The following is a 14,246-nucleotide window of genomic DNA, read 5'->3' as shown; positions in this document are numbered from 1 at the left end:
TCCGCCCTGTCGGCCCGGCCAGCACCGGAACGCGTTATCCACTGTGTGCCGGCCGCCGGGCCAGCTCTAGTCCCCTGCGCTCTGACAATGACGAGCGAGAGCAACGCCATTGCGATGCGCCACGTCTGCGAGGGTGCTGTCGAATGTTGCAAGGCTCGCCCGATGATGAATCGCCACACCGAGAACGCAACAGTCCGGCAGCCTGAGTCCGGTACTCACCCGAAGTTCGGCGAGCCGTAGGGGCTCGTCGTCGTGATACGGCGCGAGCACGATTCCGGCGGCATGGAGGTCATTTTGCATCGACGCGCCCTGCCCTATCCGCACGCCACCGACGAGTACCTCGGCCAATGTCACGGTGTGAACAAGCATTCGCCCGGGTGTGGCGTCGAGCAGTGTTTGCGTTGCCGCCTCGTGATGTGGATCGGCCCGGTTCAAATGGGCAATGATGACGCTCGCGTCAAGCGCGATCACGCGGGCCAATCCCCTCGCAAGTCGGTCAGGTAGTCCGGGCTGAAGGCCGTGTCGTAACGACCGGCGCAGGCCGATACTGCGGCCCGGTGCGCGTCCAATTCGACGCGCTCGTCATGCTCGAGAAGACGGGCGCCCGCCTCGACCAGGCGGATGAGTAGCTTCGACCGGGGCTCGCCCGGCCACTGCATGGCGGCGCGGTCCAAAGCCCGCGCCACGGCGGGGGTTTCGGTGACCTGATAACGGGGTCGAGTGGTGGGCATGCACAAAGTGTACCACTATCGCATCAGGTGGTACACTCTATGTTCCGCGCGAAACCTGCTGTCGGCGGTCGCAGCGGATGGCCCTCCGGCCTGTAGCGTGTCCGCGGTGAACAGATCCCCCCGAACCCGCCCCTGCTTCGCCTTCCTGGCCCTGGCCGTCGGCGCGACCCTCGCGGTGACGCTGACCGGCTGCGGGTCTGGCTCCAAGTCCGCCACCTCGCCGGAATCGGCGGTGTCCAAGGCCGCCACCGCCACGGCCGCCCCGGCCGGCGGGTGCCCCACCGATGCCCCGGCGAACACCGGCGCGGCCGAGTGGACCCTGGCCGGCGCCACCGGCAGCGTGGCGGTCACCGGATCGACGGATACCGCCGCGCCGGTGATCGACGTCCAGGCCCCGTTCAGCGTCACCGAGACCCAGGTACGCACGCTGCAGGCGGGCGATGGGCCGGTGGTGGCCCCGACGGCGACGGTGTTGGTCTGCTACATGGGTGTCAACGGGCGCGACGGCTCGGTCTTCGACAGCAGCTACCAGCGCGGGGAACCGGTCGATTTCCCCCTCGAGGGTGTCGTACCGGGCTTCCAGAAGGCGATCGCCGGACAGAAGGTCGGCTCCACCGTCGCGGTCGCGATGACCTCCGCCGACGGGTATCCCGAGGGGCAGCCCAGCGCCGGGATCGATCCCGGCGACTCGCTGATCTTCGCGATCAAGATCCTCGAGGCGGCCTAAGTTCCTGCGACACCACGATCGGACACCACGATCGTGGGAAGAGTGCCCGCGGGCGCATCTGAGGCCAGGCCGGCGAAGTAGGTGCCCGACCACATCCACAGCCCAGCCTGCAGGCGCAGCGAGTTACGGGCGGTCGGGGCGTCGTTGTCGGCGTAGCCCAGCATGCCGGACAGCACGGTGGCCTTGCTGATCATCAGGTAGGCCGAGCTGAGCTCGACCAGTGCCACATAGGACGTCGGCGAGAAGCCGCCCGGAGCGATCCGGCGCCACACCGCCTCGCCGATGTTGGTTGTGTTCTCCAGCAGCGACGTCCACGCGGCCATCGTGCGCCAGCGGGTGTCGGGCGGGTCGGCCAGACTCACCAATGCGCTGTCGTACCGGTTGGCCAACTCGATCGGGAAGGCCGTCGAGTCGCAGGCCAAAAAGCTGGTGCAGGTCAGGGTGTCCTTCATCGAGGGCACCCCCGGCGGTGGATTGTCGAGCAGGTACTCCAGATAACCGCGGTTGTACCCGTAGAGGCTCAGCAGTACGGGTGTGAAGGTATTGGTCAGGCTGGTGACGACCCACGGGCTGGACTCCTGCGCCCAGGTGGTGAACAGACCCGCCAGTCCCCCGAAGAGCCGGAACCCGAGCCGCGAGATCAGGTTCAGCCCACCGGCCTCGGCAGCCGACGCCTCCGGTGTCGCGGCGGGCGCCTCAGTCAGGTTGTCGCGCAACCAGATCCCGCCGAAGTACCCCGACACCGCGAGGTTACCCAGCTGAACCCGGACATCTTCGCGGGCAGGCGCAGGCTCGGCCAGTTCGGTCAGGCTCGCCACCGCGAGATCGCCGAAGAAGAAGGTGGGGCTGTCCGCAGGGTCGCCTCCGCCGGCGACGTAGGCGGTGGCGAGGTCGGTGATCTCGGCGTCGGACACCGTGAACGACAACCCGTTGCGGGCCGGCATCGGCGGGATGGTCACCGACACCTCTGTGGTCTGCGGCGCGAGGGCCGCACGGGCGGTGGAGACCGCCCGCGCCCGCGGGGATCGGGTGGCCCGGGCGTCGTGATCGGCCGGCGGGGATGCGGCCGCCCGCCTGGCCTGGCCGCGCTGCGCCGCCGCCTTCGAGGCACGTGGCGAGGCGGCCGCCGGGCCCGCCTCAGGGGCGCCCGCGGGCGCGGCGCCAGCCGGAGATCCGGTATCTGCCACCGCGTCGGAACCGCCCGCGACAATCGCCACGCCGATACCCAAGGCGACGGCCAGTCCCCCGGCGCGCCCGATGTGCCGTGCGGGCCCCATGTCCGCAGACGCTATCAGTCCAGCAAAGGCGGTCGGGGCTGCGGCGGATCGTGGATGGGCCGCCGGGTGAACACCAGGGTCATCCGCACCGGCCCCACCCGCCGGCGCAGTTCGGCCAGGAGTTCAGCGCGGATCTCGTCCTGTTCGTCCACCGTCAGAACCCCCGTGTAAGAGATGTGTACGTCGACCTCGGCCACCTTGCCCCGCCGGACCGAGAAGACATCCACCAGCCCGAAGGCCCCCTCGACCTGCGGCCCGTGCTCGCGGGCGACCTCGTCGAGAGCGCTGCGTACCGCGTCGTCGGTGCTGACGTCCGTCCGCCGCCCGGAGAGCCGGCCGAATTCCAGCCGAAGCTGCCGCAGCGGCTCCCCGACCAGCAGAGCGCAGATCACCAGCACGATGAGGCTGTCGGCGATCTGGCGGATGTCGAAGCGCGCCGAGGTCAGCCAGGTCCCACCGGGAACCACCGCCACGATCAGCAGCGCCGCACAGATGCCCGCGCTGACCCACGCGTCCAGTTTGGCGGCCCCGGCCTCCACCTTCAGCAAAGACGAGATGCCCCCGAGTGAACGGTTGTTGCGGTTGTGGTTGGCGACCACCGCGAACCCGACCACCGCGGCGAAGGCGGTGTAGACGGCCGCCAGCCCGAATTCGGGCAGATCTGCCTGGCGGGTGACCAGTTACTCGACGACCTTGGTGCCGTTGACGGCGACCCCCGCGACGACCACACCGAGGATCATCAGCGACCGGAACAACACATAGAGGTTCTCCAGGGCGAGCCGTCCGCGGGGCGCCTGGGGTCCCGGCGGTGCGGCGGCGACGCGGGCGAGTCCGATCGCCAGAAAAGCCGTGCCCGCGTCGATCAGCGAAATGGCCCCGTCCAACTGAGTGGCCGCCACCGAGGTGACCGCGTAGGCGACGAAACCGAGGACTCCCAGCATCAGGGTTGCCCACAGGTGAACCCGAAGGCTGCGCGTTTCGACCCGCAACACGGTCTGGTCCGACGGTTAGTTCATGTCGCTCCGATTATCCCGCGCCGCCGCTACTGTGGGGCGAGAGTAGATCGGGAGCGGCACGGCATGCCGCGGGAAAGCCAGAAGGAGAGTCCGTGACCTCTGCCGAAGAACGAGCCGCCCAACTGGCGCTGGTGTCCAGGCTCAAGACCTCCTATCCGGAGATTCCCGGCTTCCCTGCCCCGGACCTGATCACCCACGAACTCTTCCTGGCCTACATGAAGAACGCCCACGACGTCGGCGGTGAACTGGACGTCCCCGAGGTCTACGAGAACAAGCAGGAAGAGCAGTGGGAGCTGATGACCTATGTGCTCTGCGAGGTGCTCGGGTGGCGGGGCATCTGGCTGTCCGAGGAGCGGCGCCGGATCGGCAACGTCGACGTCGGCCGGTCGGTGTACTGGGGTCTGCCGTACTACTGCCGCTGGCTGTGGTCGGTTGGCCGGGTGCTGATCGAGAAGGGGCACATCAGCTGGGGCGAGCTGACCGATCGCCTGGCTGAGGTACAGCGCCGCTACGCGGGGCCCCTCAACGGACGCCTGCCGGATGCCGCACCCACGTCGGCGGGCGACGGCGCGAACGTCAGGCGCAACGCCCACCATCTCGAGGCGGTCGGTATCGGCGATCCGCAGATCTTCGCCGGGAAAGCCGGGCCCGCCAAGTTCAAGGCCGGCGATCGGGTCCGGGTGCGCGACCTTCCGGCGCTGTTCTACACCCGCACGCCGGAATACGTCCGGGGCGCCGAGGGCGTCATCGCCGAAGTGTCCTACGAGAGCCCGGCGCCTGAGGACGAGACCTGGGATCGCCCGGAAGCCCGACCGGAGTGGTTCTACATCGTGCGCTTCAGGCAGTCGACGCTCTGGGACAACTACACCGGCCCCGAGACGGACACGTTGCAGACCGAGATCCCCGAGCGTTGGTTGGAGGCGATCAATGCCTGAGCACGGACACGACCATGACCACGACCATGAGCATGGCCACGATCACGACCATGACCGTACGGTCAAGCCGATGGTCGACGAGATCACCGACTTCGAGGTGCTCGAGATCGCGCTGCGCGAACTGTGCATCGAGAAAGGACTGTTCACCGCTGAGGAGCACCGGCGGATGACCGAATTCGCCGAGCAGATCGGGCCCACCCCGGCCGCCCGACTGGTCGCCAGGGCGTGGCTGAATCCCGAGTTCAAGCAGCGCGTCCTGGCCGATCCGCTGTCCGCCAGCAAGGACGTCGGAGTGGACTGGCTGGACCCCACCGGCTTTGGCACCCCGAGTGACTTCGTGGCGTTCAAAGTCCTCGAGGACACCCCGACGGTGCATCACGTGATCGTGTGCGCGCTGTGCTCCTGCTACCCCAGACCCATCCTCGGTAACTCCCCGGAGTGGTATCGCACGCCCAACTACCGCCGGCGCATCGTGCGCTGGCCGCGCCAGGTGCTCTCCGAGTTCGGCCTCGAACTCCCCGACGGCGTCGAAGTGCGGGTCGAGGACTCCAACCAGAAACACCGATTCATGGTGATGCCGCTGCGGCCCGAGGGCACCGAGGGGTGGACCGAGGATCAGTTGGCGGAGATCATCACCCGCGACTGTCTGATCGGTGTGGCGCTGCCCAAGCCCGGTGTCACCACCAACGTGATCACCAAGACCCGCCCGGCCGTCCGGCCGATCGCCGAGTGACGGCGATGACCGAGCAGCGCATCGAGACCCTCGACGAGATCGTCGAACGCAACCAGGTGTGGCCGGTGATGGCGGCCAAGTACGGCGTGGCAAACCCGTTGCCGCCGTGGAAGACCAGTCTCGACGGCCTGTGCGACGTGTTGGACCACGCCTGCACCGAGAGCGGACTCGATCTGTCCTTCAAGCAGCGCCGAGACGAGGAGGACGAACTCTCGGCGACCCGCTACGCCGACCTGCCCTACCCCGAGAGTCAGCTGGTCGCGCTGGCGCACTCACTGCTGGCCCGCGGACTCATCAACGAGCAGGACCTGCGAGCCCGGCTGGCCGGGGTCCGGGCCCGACTCGAAGCCTGAGGTTCCGGTGCCGCTGGTCACCTACGACGTGTGCGACCACGTCGCGACACTCACGCTCAACCGGCCCGAAGCCCGCAACGCCATCAACGGCGCGCTGCGCGAAGACCTCAACGCGGCGTGGGAGCGCTTCCGTGACGACGAGGACGCATGGGTGGGCATCCTGACGGCCAACGGCAGAACCTTCTGTGCCGGGGCTGATCTCAAGGACAGCGAGGGTGCGGTCGGCAGGTTCGGCGGAACCTTCTGGGAGAAGCCGACGATCAACTCCTTCGAGAGCGGCATGGAGCTGTTCAAGCCGACCATCGCCGCGGTGCGGGGGCCCTGCCTCGGCTACGGACTGACCGGAGTGCTGTTCTGCGACTTCGTTATTGCCAGCACCGACGCGATGTTCTGCTACCCCGAAGTCCGCATCGGGACACCCACCATCGTCGGCGCCATCCGGCTCCCCCACCGCATCGGCTGGGCCAACGCCATGGAGCTGCTGCTGTCCGGTAAGCCGATGAACGCCCAGCGGGCCAAGGACCTCGGATTGGTCTGGAAACTCACCGCCCCCGACGACCTGCAGACCGAGGCGCAGTCATGGGCACAGGTGCTCGTCGAGGCGGCCCCGCTGGCGCAGCGGGCGACCAAGGAGGTGGCGTGGCGGACCGCCGACATGGGTTGGATCGAGTCGGTCCGCTTCGGTGAGGTCATGCGCAAGGTGGTCAACTCCACCGCAGACGCCGCCGAAGGCTTGCGGGCGTGGCGGGAGAAGAGACCGCCCCGGTGGAGCGGCCGCTGAGCCTGGCCGGATCAGCGTGGCCGGGTTCCCACTTCCAGGCCGGCAAGCTCGGAGGTTCCGTCGAAGAGCAGCCGACCGGACTCGCGCACCGTGCAGCGCAGCCGTCCGCCGAGATGCTCGAAATCGGTGTCGATGTTGCGGCGCTCGGCGGGGAGCGGCACCGGCAGCACGTGCGGCGGCAGGTGTCTGCCGTCGCCCTCGAGTTCGATCTCGTAGCGCGGCGAGCGCCCGCGCAGCGACCACAGGTTGTCGCCGATCTGGGAGCGGACCAGAACCGGCGGTGTCATCCGGATGACCTTGGTGCCCAGGCGGACCACGATTCCGTTGACGTCGCGGGCGATCGGCCCCAGCGACAGCAGACCACCGGAGAAGGCGACGCACACATCCGCGTCGCCGAAGTCGTGAGCCTGCCCCCACCACCAGCGCAGTGGGAAGCCCGCGCCCCAGTTACGTTCGGCGTACAGCTTGGCGTCGGTGAAGCTCCAGCTCTCCCCCGCGTACTGAACCGTCCCGGTGGCCCGGCCACCGAGGTAGTAGGGATGCCAGTACTGGTTGAGGAACGGGATCGCCGAAAACACCCCGCCACCGCCGAACGCCTTAGGCCAGAGCACCCGATCGGTGAAGTGCATGTGCAGCCTCAGGTCACCGAGGGCGAATCGCACCTCGTCCGCACTGACGTCAAAGCTCTGCGCCGGGTCTCCCGCGGTCACGCCGAAAGGGTGGTACCGGGCGCGCGCGTCGAGCAGCGCGGCCGAACGCACCACCAGGCCCGGATGTACGGCCACCGCAGTGGTCGACCAGTCGCCGGTCGGATGCCGGTTGACGCTGCACAGCGCGATCAGCGCCCGGCCGCTGGCCTCGTCGGAGACCCGCCAGAACCAGCCCTCCATCTCGGTGCCGTGCGAGGGCAGCGGGTTGCCGAACGGCACGTCCGCACCGGTGCGGCGGTAGAGGCTGACGACTTTTTCGAGCATTGAGGTCAATCTATCCCTAAATCGCCACAACAGGATGCGGCCGGGCTCACACTGAGCGCGTGGCACAGCGACGGGTGAGCACGCAGACAGCCGGACTCCAGACCGACACCGGGCCGCTGCGCCGCTTCGTCCGCGGCATGACCGAGCTCGTGTCGGCCGGGCCCACCGAGGACCTCATCCTGGACAAGGGCCGCGGCCTGCTGGCGGAGCTGATCGCCGATGGGGACTGGTTGCCGGAGGCGTTCGCAACCGCCCGAACCGACCGCTACGCCCAGTACCTTCTGCACTGCGACCCGCTGGAGCGTTTCAGCATGGTCAGCTTCGTCTGGGGGCCCGGCCAGCGCACCCCGGTCCACGACCACACGGTGTGGGGCCTGGTCGGGGTTCTCCGCGGCGCCGAGCGAAGCGACACCTTCACCCTGCATGACGGCCTGCCCCGGGCCACCGGTGAGAGCCAGGTGATGACCGCCGGTCAGATCGACGCGGTGTCGCCGACGATCGGAGACTGGCATCGGGTCACCAACGAGTCCGATGACGTGTCGATCAGCATCCACGTCTACGGCGGCAACGTCGGCACACTCTCCCGCCATCGGCTGGACGAGGAAGCCGGCCGCCTCGTCGACTTCGTCTCGGGTTACGACAACACGACCGTTCCCAACGTGTGGGGCAACTCCGCGCCGATACCCTGCTGAGCGCGCCCCGCTCAGGCGATGATGCGCACCAGGTACGGCGCCATGTCGTTGGTGCGCACCGGCGAAACCTTGACGCCGGTCTCGGTGACCTCCAGCATCTGGTTGTCACCGAGGAACATCGTGACGCTCTGGGAGCCCTCGGGGCCGTAGAAGATCAGGTCGGCGGGCAGCGCCTGGGCCGGCGTGACCTTCTGGCCGACGTTGTACATCGCCCCCGACGAGCGGGGCAACTTCGCGCCGACGCCGGCATAGACGTACTGGATCAGGCCTGACGAGTCGAAGCCGACGATCGTCGCGCCGGTGCCGCTGCCCAGACTCGGTCCGTCGACTCCCCCGCCGCCCCAGGAGTAGGGCACGCCCTGCTGGGCCATGCCGCGGGCGATCACAAAGCTGACCGCCTGCTCGCGGGTTACCGGGGCGGCCGACACCGAACCGGTGGCGGCCGTCAGGAACAGCAGGCTAAGCGCAAGGACAAGAATGCGCTTCATCGTTATCACCCAATTCTCTTCTCGAAATCCCGTAAGCGGTTTTCACTTCCACCACTGTGACAACATCAGCGACCCCGGTCATCCCGGTGGGGGCGTCTCCGCAGGGTCTTTGTCCGAACCGTGACGCAACGGTGTCCGAACCGGTCCGGTTGGTGTCCGAAAGGTTGCGATTCCGACCCGTGCCCGGTGCGCTGGCAAACTCCCGGTAGACTCCGCGTCCATGACAGCGATCCAAACTGCCCTGCCCAGCGGGCAGGCCATCGACGCCGCCATCGCGGAGGGGCAACGTGCTTACGAGCTCGATCGCCGGCACGTTTTCCACTCCTGGTCCGCACAGGCCCAGCTGAAGCCGATGACCATCGTCGCCTCCCAGGGTTCCTACGTCTGGGATGGCGAGGGCAACCGGTTACTGGACTTCTCCTCGCAGATGGTCAACACCAACATCGGCCACCAGCACCCCAAGGTGGTGGCGGCGATCGCCGAGCAGGCGGCCAAGTTGTGCACGATCGCGCCGGCCCACGTCAACGCCGCGCGCTCCGAGGCTGCACGACTGATCGCCGAGCGCACGCCGGGCGACTTGAACCGGGTGTTCTTCACCAACGCCGGTGCCGACGCCGTCGAGCACGCGGTGCGCATGGCGCGACTTCACACCGGCCGCTACAAGGTGCTCGCCCGCTACCGGTCCTACCACGGCGGCACCGACACCGCGATCAACCTCACCGGAGATCCGCGCCGCTGGGCGAACGACTACGGCAGTAGTGGCGTCGTGCATTTCTTCGGGCCGTTCCTGTACCGCTCGGCGTTCCACTCCGACACCGAGGAGCAGGAGACCCAGCGCGCACTGGAGCATCTGGAGCAGAAGATCCAACTGGAGGGTCCGGCGACGATCGCCGCGGTCATCCTGGAGTCGGTGCCGGGCACCGCGGGCATCATGGTCCCGCCGCCGGGCTACCTCGCCGGCGTTCGCGAGATCTGCGACCGCTACGGGATCGTCTTCATCGCTGACGAGGTGATGGCTGGCTTCGGCCGGACCGGAAAGTGGTTCGCGATCGACCATTTCTCGGTGGTGCCCGACCTCATCACCTTCGCCAAGGGGGTCACGTCCGGCTATGTGCCCCTCGGCGGTGTGGCGATCAGCGACAAGATCTATGCCACCTTCGCCGAACGGCCCTACCCGGGCGGGCTGACCTACTCCGGGCATCCGCTGGCGGCCGCATGTGCGGTGGCGACCATCAATGCGATGGAAGACGAGGGCATGGTCGCCAACGCCGCCCGAATCGGCGAGCAGGTGCTCGGCCCGGGCTTGACCGAACTCGCCCAGCGGCACCCCTCAGTCGGCGAAGTGCGCGGGCTCGGGGTGTTCTGGGCGGTCGAATTGGTCGCTGATCCGGCCACCCGCGAGCCGCTGGCCCCCTACGGCGGATCCAGCCCGGCGATGAACGCCGTCCTGGCGGCGTGCAAGTCCGGCGGGGTGTTGCCGTTCGCGAACTTCAATCGCATCCATGTCTGCCCGCCGTGCAATGTCAGCGAGGCGGAGGTCACCGAGGGTCTGGCGATTCTCGACCAGGCTCTCGCCGTCGCCGACCAGCACGTCACCACCTGAGCGGTCAGTACGGCAGAGCGTGCTGGGTCAGCACGAAAAGCAGCAACCCGAGGCACAGCAGCAGGTTCAGCGCCACCAGGATCGCCCCGGAGACGATGGCCCCGCGCAGCCAGCGCCGTCGCGCCCGCTCGCGCTCGGCGTGGCGCTGTTCGCGCCGGATCGCGGTGGCCGCCAGCGCGAAGTTCACGTCGACCAGCTCCTGGGCGGTGGCCTCGCCTCCGTTGGCGATCTCCCGCAACCGGGCGGGGGGCAGATCCACCCCCACACCGCTGAACTGGCGGCTGAGCCGCCGATCGGACCAGGCCGTCATAGCTGCATAACTGTAGTGCGACACAGCCTGGCCCGGTGCCGGAAATCAGCGCCTAAGCTGGAGCCAGACCTCCAGCGACCAAGGAGTTGACGATGATTCGCACGATCGCCCACGGGAACCGGACCGGCTACGCCACCCTCAGCGCCGGGGGGCTCAACCAAGACTCGTTCCCCATGCGGCTCTTCCTCAAGGGCAACGCCAGACAGTGGAACCCGGCCGACATCGACTTCACTCAGGACGCCCGGGACTTCGCGGCGATGACCGACGATGAGCGCAGGATGACCACCATGCTGGCCGCGCAGTTCCTGGCCGGCGAGGAGTCGGTCACCCAGGATCTGCAGCCGTTCGTCGCGGCGATGGCCGCCGAGGGTCGTTTCGCCGACGAGATGTACCTGACCCAGTTCGTCTACGAAGAGGCCAAACACACCCTGGCGTTCCGGCTGTGGTTCGACGCAATCGGTCTGTCCACCGACCTGCACGAGTTCATCGAGTTCAACGAGCCCTACATGCAGATCTTCACGCGCGAGCTGCCGGCCAGTCTCCACGCCCTGGCGAAGGACACCAGCCCGGCCAACCAGATCCGGGCGTCAGTCACCTACAACCACGTCGTCGAGGGTTGCCTGGCGCTGACCGGCTACCACGGCTGGAACAAGGTGTGCAGCAGCCGCGGAATCCTGCCGGGCATGCAGAAGATCATCAAGCACATCGGCGACGACGAACGCCGGCACATGGCGTGGGGCACCTTCACCTGCCGACGCCACGTCGCGGCCGACGACGGGCTGTGGCAGGTGGTCCACGACCGGATGGGCGAACTGATGGGACCGGCGATGGAAACCGTCGCGGTCAGCTTCGCGGTGTTCGACGACGGACCGCCCTTCGGCATCGACCCCGCCGAAATGGGCGCCTACGCGGCCGACAAGCTCACCCGCCGGCTCGGCGCGATCGAATCGGCCCGCGGTGCGGATCTGCGTCTGATCGACCGGGACGCCTCCCCGGAAGTCCTCGAGGAGCAGTTCCACACCGAGGATCAGCTGTCGCTGAGCCGCTGACTCGTTTGAGCAGGAGCAGTCAGACTCAGAGCAGTCAGAGTCAGTAGTGGTAGGTGTCCGAGGGGGCGGGCACGTGCGCCGCTTGGTCGTCGAATTCGGACACCCTGATTCCGTAGGACCGGGCCAGGTCGAGAATCTTGTTCGCCCGGGCGATGCGCGGCAGATCGGAGCCGTTGCGGATTTCGCCGCCGTCACGTTCGAACTCCGCGAAGAATTCCTGCGCCCAGGTGATCTCCTCCTGCGAGGGTGACAGCCCCTCGTTGACGGTCGGGCACTGATCGGGAGTGAGGCAGATTTTTCCGGTCATCCCGAATTCGGCGGACACCGCGGTCGCCTCGCTCAGTTTCAACGCGCTCGAACCGACGGTCGGTCCGTCGATCGCTCCCGGCAGGCTGGCGGCTTTGGCGGCGATGGTGAACCGCGATCGGGCGTAGGCCAGGGTCAGCGGGTTCTCGCCGAATCCGGTGTCGCGGCGGAAGTCGCCGATGCCGAAGGCCAGGCGAAAGGCGCCCTTGGTTGCGGCGATCTCGGTGATCCGCTCGAGGCCGCGTGCGGTCTCGACGAGCGCGACGATCGGAACGTCGGGCAGGCGTTTCGCGGTCTCCGTCACGTGGTCGACGGATTCGACCATCGCCAGCATCACTCCCCCGACCGAGGTCTGGGCCAGCGTGCTCAGATCGTCGGCCCACCACTGGGTGCCGAAGCCGTTGACCCGAACCCAGTCGCTGTTGCCGGCGGCCAGCCACCGCACGACGTTCTCGCGCGCGGCCGCCTTGTCCTTGGGCGCCACCGCGTCCTCGATGTCGAGCACCACCACATCGGCGCGTGACCGGCTGGCCGGGGCGAACTTGTCGGCCTGGGCGCCATTGACCAGCAGCCAGCTGCGAGCCAGCACCGGGTCGACGCGGGTCCCCACGTCCTGGGCGTCGGTGTCCCATCCGTTGACTTGGTCATACATCGGTCTTGCCCGGTGCCTTTCCCGCTGCTGAGTCCTGCCGCTGAGTTGCCGCTCCATCATGGCACTGGCGTCCCCGGGCGCCAACAGCGGTGCCGCGCGGATCGGACTTGGCCGAACCGACCGCGGAGGGTGCGGCCGCATCTAGCCTGATGGCGTGAGCGGCTATCGCGGCCCGCTGTCGTTCCCCGCCTACCGGCGGGTGTTCGCGGCGCGGGCGATCTCATCCGCCGGCTCGTTCATGCAGATTGTCGCGGCGACCTGGTACGCCTTCAAGATCACCGACAGCCCCGCGGCGGTGGGAATCCTGGCGGCGCTGGCGCTGGGTCCCGGCATGATCGGGGCTCCGGTCGGGGGCTTCCTGCTCAGCTTCTTCGACCTGCGTCGGCTCGCGGTGGCACTGAGCCTCTGCCAAGCGGTCCCCCCGGCCGTCATCGCCGTCATCGAGGCCACCGGTGACCTCTCGATCGGCTGGATGTACGTCCTGGTTTTCGCCGGCGCGATCCCCTCCAGCCTCAATCAGCCCGCGATGGCGATGATCGAGCCGCAGACCGTTCCGGTGGAACACCGGCAATCCGCCGTCACGCTCTCGTCGATGATCTACAACGTCACCCGGCTGTTCGGGGCCGCCCTGGGTGGGTTTGTCGTGGAGTGGGCAGGCGTGGCGGCCGCGTTCGCCTTCAACGCGGCCTCCTTCATCGTCGTCGCTGTGGCGGTTGCCGCCCTACCGTTGGCTCCCGAAACGTCCCAACCCGCGGCCCGGCACACCATCCGGTTGGCCGACGGACTCAAACAGGTGTGGGCCATGCCGTTGGTCCGGACGGGCGCGGTGGCTGTCGCGGTCTTCTTCACCCTGGTGGCACCGGTCGAGCAGCTGATGCCGGTCGTCGCCAAAGAGCATGGCATGACCCCACGTTCGGTGGGTCTGCTCGTCGGGGCCATCGGCGTAGGAGCCCTGCTGGCGAACTCGCTCATTACCCGGTTCAAGCCCGAGGACGCCCGGCGCCAGCAGCTGATGGCAACCGGACTGATGCTCGCGGCGGTAGGGCTGGTGGGTCTGGCGGTCACTCCGCATCACGGCATCCTGATCGACCTGCTGGGAGCGCTGCTGATCGGACTGGCCTGGGAGTCGGAGTTCGTCAGCGGGCAGTCCACCGTCGCGATCGAGGTTCCCCCCGAATACCGCGGCCGGTTGATGGGCATGTTCTTCCTGCTGGTCACCGCGACCACGGCCGGCGGGGCGGTGCTGCTGGGTCTGCTCCATGAGCGAATGGACATGGCGTGGACATTCCTGTTCACCGCGGCGGTCGTGGCGATGACGGCGATGTTCCTTGGCGTGAGGGCCGGGATGCGGATCCGCAGGCGGGGCATCTCACCGGCGGGCACCTGAGCGTCAGAGAGCCTTCCGGACCCGGTCGAGGCGTGCCCGCCAGCGTGCGGTCGCCTCAGCGGAGGCGGCGAAGCGACGGATCTGCTCGGGATCGGGGGCGGCCGGCATCGGCGCCACCGGCAGGTGCCCGTCCACCGGCCGCAGCGTGCGGCCCGCGCTCACCACGTCGCCGGCCAGCAGGGCCGCCAGGCCCAGTTCGGCCGCGAACCCGGTTCCCGGAAGGGCGCCCGCC

General features: G+C 68.2%; 17 protein-coding genes and 2 pseudogenes. 9 read left to right on the top strand and 10 right to left on the bottom strand.

The window, feature by feature from the left end; genetic code table 11:
* Window positions 1-66: 66 nt before the first annotated feature.
* Both ACKOB8_RS11140 and ACKOB8_RS11135 read right to left on the bottom strand, forming a co-directional pair.
* Complete coding sequence (locus tag ACKOB8_RS11140; protein ID WP_526377277.1) at window positions 67-471, bottom strand: type II toxin-antitoxin system VapC family toxin; 405 nt, start codon at window positions 469-471, stop codon at window positions 67-69.
* Window positions 468-731 carry a hypothetical protein gene (locus ACKOB8_RS11135; RefSeq protein ID WP_526377276.1) on the bottom strand — a complete coding sequence of 88 codons (264 nt, stop codon included), beginning with the start codon at window positions 729-731 and terminating at the stop codon, window positions 468-470. The genes ACKOB8_RS11140 and ACKOB8_RS11135 overlap by 4 nt, the downstream gene beginning before the upstream one ends.
* Window positions 732-912: 181 nt before the next feature.
* On the opposite strand from ACKOB8_RS11135, the gene ACKOB8_RS11130 reads away from it, so the two are divergent.
* Window positions 913-1,458: an FKBP-type peptidyl-prolyl cis-trans isomerase gene (locus ACKOB8_RS11130; RefSeq protein WP_526377279.1), complete on the top strand. Its 546-nt coding sequence runs from the start codon at window positions 913-915 to the stop codon at window positions 1,456-1,458.
* Here ACKOB8_RS11130 and ACKOB8_RS11125 read toward each other — a convergent pair.
* The 3 genes from ACKOB8_RS11125 to ACKOB8_RS11115 all read right to left on the bottom strand — a co-directional run bounded on the left by ACKOB8_RS11125 (window position 1,455) and on the right by ACKOB8_RS11115 (window position 3,727).
* Window positions 1,455-2,735, bottom strand: a complete 1,281-nt coding sequence (locus ACKOB8_RS11125; RefSeq protein WP_526377275.1) for a hypothetical protein — start codon at window positions 2,733-2,735, stop codon at window positions 1,455-1,457. The genes ACKOB8_RS11130 and ACKOB8_RS11125 overlap by 4 nt on opposite strands.
* Window positions 2,736-2,749: 14 nt before the next feature.
* Window positions 2,750-3,349 (bottom strand): hypothetical protein, encoded by a 600-nt coding sequence (locus ACKOB8_RS11120; RefSeq protein ID WP_526377274.1) that lies wholly within the window; start codon window positions 3,347-3,349, stop codon window positions 2,750-2,752.
* 66 nt (window positions 3,350-3,415) lie between these two features.
* Window positions 3,416-3,727: a cation efflux transmembrane domain-containing protein gene (locus ACKOB8_RS11115; protein ID WP_526377273.1), complete on the bottom strand. Its 312-nt coding sequence runs from the start codon at window positions 3,725-3,727 to the stop codon at window positions 3,416-3,418.
* Window positions 3,728-3,843: 116 nt separating this feature from the next.
* Between ACKOB8_RS11115 and ACKOB8_RS11110 the strand changes: the two genes are divergently transcribed.
* The 4 genes from ACKOB8_RS11110 to ACKOB8_RS11095 are packed head-to-tail and all read left to right on the top strand — an operon-like array spanning window position 3,844 to window position 6,553.
* Window positions 3,844-4,686 carry an SH3-like domain-containing protein gene (locus ACKOB8_RS11110; RefSeq protein WP_526377272.1) on the top strand — a complete coding sequence of 281 codons (843 nt, stop codon included), beginning with the start codon at window positions 3,844-3,846 and terminating at the stop codon, window positions 4,684-4,686.
* Window positions 4,679-5,419, top strand: a complete 741-nt coding sequence (scnC, locus tag ACKOB8_RS11105) for a thiocyanate hydrolase subunit gamma (protein WP_526377271.1) — start codon at window positions 4,679-4,681, stop codon at window positions 5,417-5,419. Before ACKOB8_RS11110 ends, scnC begins: the two co-directional genes overlap by 8 nt.
* Window positions 5,420-5,424: 5 nt before the next feature.
* Complete coding sequence (locus tag ACKOB8_RS11100) at window positions 5,425-5,772, top strand: thiocyanate hydrolase (protein ID WP_526377278.1); 348 nt, start codon at window positions 5,425-5,427, stop codon at window positions 5,770-5,772.
* 7 nt (window positions 5,773-5,779) lie between these two features.
* Window positions 5,780-6,553, top strand: a complete 774-nt coding sequence (locus ACKOB8_RS11095) for an enoyl-CoA hydratase/isomerase family protein (protein WP_526377270.1) — start codon at window positions 5,780-5,782, stop codon at window positions 6,551-6,553.
* Between the two features lie 11 nt (window positions 6,554-6,564).
* Here ACKOB8_RS11095 and ACKOB8_RS11090 read toward each other — a convergent pair whose 3' ends face one another.
* The gene (locus ACKOB8_RS11090; RefSeq protein WP_526377269.1) at window positions 6,565-7,527 is read right to left on the bottom strand and encodes a tocopherol cyclase family protein; all 963 of its coding nucleotides are present in this window, start codon (window positions 7,525-7,527) and stop codon (window positions 6,565-6,567) included.
* A gap of 59 nt (window positions 7,528-7,586) precedes the next feature.
* On the opposite strand from ACKOB8_RS11090, the gene ACKOB8_RS11085 reads away from it, so the two are divergent.
* Window positions 7,587-8,219, top strand: coding sequence for a cysteine dioxygenase family protein (locus ACKOB8_RS11085; RefSeq protein ID WP_526377268.1), 633 nt, complete (start codon window positions 7,587-7,589; stop codon window positions 8,217-8,219).
* A gap of 17 nt (window positions 8,220-8,236) precedes the next feature.
* Here ACKOB8_RS11085 and ripD read toward each other — a convergent pair.
* A pseudogene (gene ripD, locus ACKOB8_RS11080) lies at window positions 8,237-8,707 on the bottom strand (NlpC/P60 family peptidoglycan-binding protein RipD); the annotation flags it as partial.
* A gap of 220 nt (window positions 8,708-8,927) precedes the next feature.
* On the opposite strand from ripD, the gene ACKOB8_RS11075 reads away from it, so the two are divergent.
* Window positions 8,928-10,310: an aminotransferase family protein gene (locus ACKOB8_RS11075; protein WP_526377267.1), complete on the top strand. Its 1,383-nt coding sequence runs from the start codon at window positions 8,928-8,930 to the stop codon at window positions 10,308-10,310.
* Between the two features lie 4 nt (window positions 10,311-10,314).
* Here ACKOB8_RS11075 and ACKOB8_RS11070 read toward each other — a convergent pair whose 3' ends face one another.
* A complete protein-coding gene (locus tag ACKOB8_RS11070) occupies window positions 10,315-10,620 on the bottom strand; it encodes a hypothetical protein (RefSeq protein WP_526377266.1) in 306 nt (101 codons plus the stop codon).
* Between the two features lie 92 nt (window positions 10,621-10,712).
* Between ACKOB8_RS11070 and ACKOB8_RS11065 the strand changes: the two genes are divergently transcribed.
* A complete protein-coding gene (locus ACKOB8_RS11065) occupies window positions 10,713-11,669 on the top strand; it encodes a R2-like ligand-binding oxidase (RefSeq protein ID WP_526377265.1) in 957 nt (318 codons plus the stop codon).
* A 40-nt stretch (window positions 11,670-11,709) separates the two neighbouring features.
* On the opposite strand, the gene ACKOB8_RS11060 is transcribed toward ACKOB8_RS11065, so the two are convergent.
* Complete coding sequence (locus tag ACKOB8_RS11060; RefSeq protein WP_526377264.1) at window positions 11,710-12,627, bottom strand: HpcH/HpaI aldolase/citrate lyase family protein; 918 nt, start codon at window positions 12,625-12,627, stop codon at window positions 11,710-11,712.
* A gap of 154 nt (window positions 12,628-12,781) precedes the next feature.
* Here ACKOB8_RS11060 and ACKOB8_RS11055 point away from each other — a divergent pair, with 154 nt between their 5' ends.
* Window positions 12,782-14,014 carry an MFS transporter gene (locus ACKOB8_RS11055; RefSeq protein ID WP_526377263.1) on the top strand — a complete coding sequence of 411 codons (1,233 nt, stop codon included), beginning with the start codon at window positions 12,782-12,784 and terminating at the stop codon, window positions 14,012-14,014.
* A gap of 3 nt (window positions 14,015-14,017) precedes the next feature.
* On the opposite strand, the pseudogene ACKOB8_RS11050 reads toward ACKOB8_RS11055, so the two are convergent.
* A pseudogene (locus ACKOB8_RS11050) lies at window positions 14,018-14,246 on the bottom strand (O-succinylbenzoate synthase); the annotation flags it as partial.

Origin of the sequence: Mycobacterium sp. (assembly GCF_046091765.1) — a bacterium.
Classification (GTDB): domain Bacteria; phylum Actinomycetota; class Actinomycetes; order Mycobacteriales; family Mycobacteriaceae; genus Mycobacterium.
Note: the sequence above shows the minus strand (reverse complement) of the source record. Positions and strands in the feature narration are given on the sequence as shown.

What these genes read in the sequence shown, in the direction of transcription:
- ACKOB8_RS11125 (WP_526377275.1), bottom strand. Translation starts at nt 2,735, where the DNA reads ATGGGGCCCGCACGGCACATCGGGCGCGCCGGGGGACTGGCCGTCGCC.
- ACKOB8_RS11090 (WP_526377269.1), bottom strand. Translation starts at nt 7,527, where the DNA reads ATGCTCGAAAAAGTCGTCAGCCTCTACCGCCGCACCGGTGCGGACGTG.
- ACKOB8_RS11075 (WP_526377267.1), top strand. Translation starts at nt 8,928, where the DNA reads ATGACAGCGATCCAAACTGCCCTGCCCAGCGGGCAGGCCATCGACGCC.
- ACKOB8_RS11100 (WP_526377278.1), top strand. Translation starts at nt 5,425, where the DNA reads ATGACCGAGCAGCGCATCGAGACCCTCGACGAGATCGTCGAACGCAAC.
- ACKOB8_RS11065 (WP_526377265.1), top strand. Translation starts at nt 10,713, where the DNA reads ATGATTCGCACGATCGCCCACGGGAACCGGACCGGCTACGCCACCCTC.
- ACKOB8_RS11060 (WP_526377264.1), bottom strand. Translation starts at nt 12,627, where the DNA reads ATGTATGACCAAGTCAACGGATGGGACACCGACGCCCAGGACGTGGGG.
- ACKOB8_RS11070 (WP_526377266.1), bottom strand. Translation starts at nt 10,620, where the DNA reads ATGACGGCCTGGTCCGATCGGCGGCTCAGCCGCCAGTTCAGCGGTGTG.
- ACKOB8_RS11135 (WP_526377276.1), bottom strand. Translation starts at nt 731, where the DNA reads ATGCCCACCACTCGACCCCGTTATCAGGTCACCGAAACCCCCGCCGTG.
- scnC (WP_526377271.1), top strand. Translation starts at nt 4,679, where the DNA reads ATGCCTGAGCACGGACACGACCATGACCACGACCATGAGCATGGCCAC.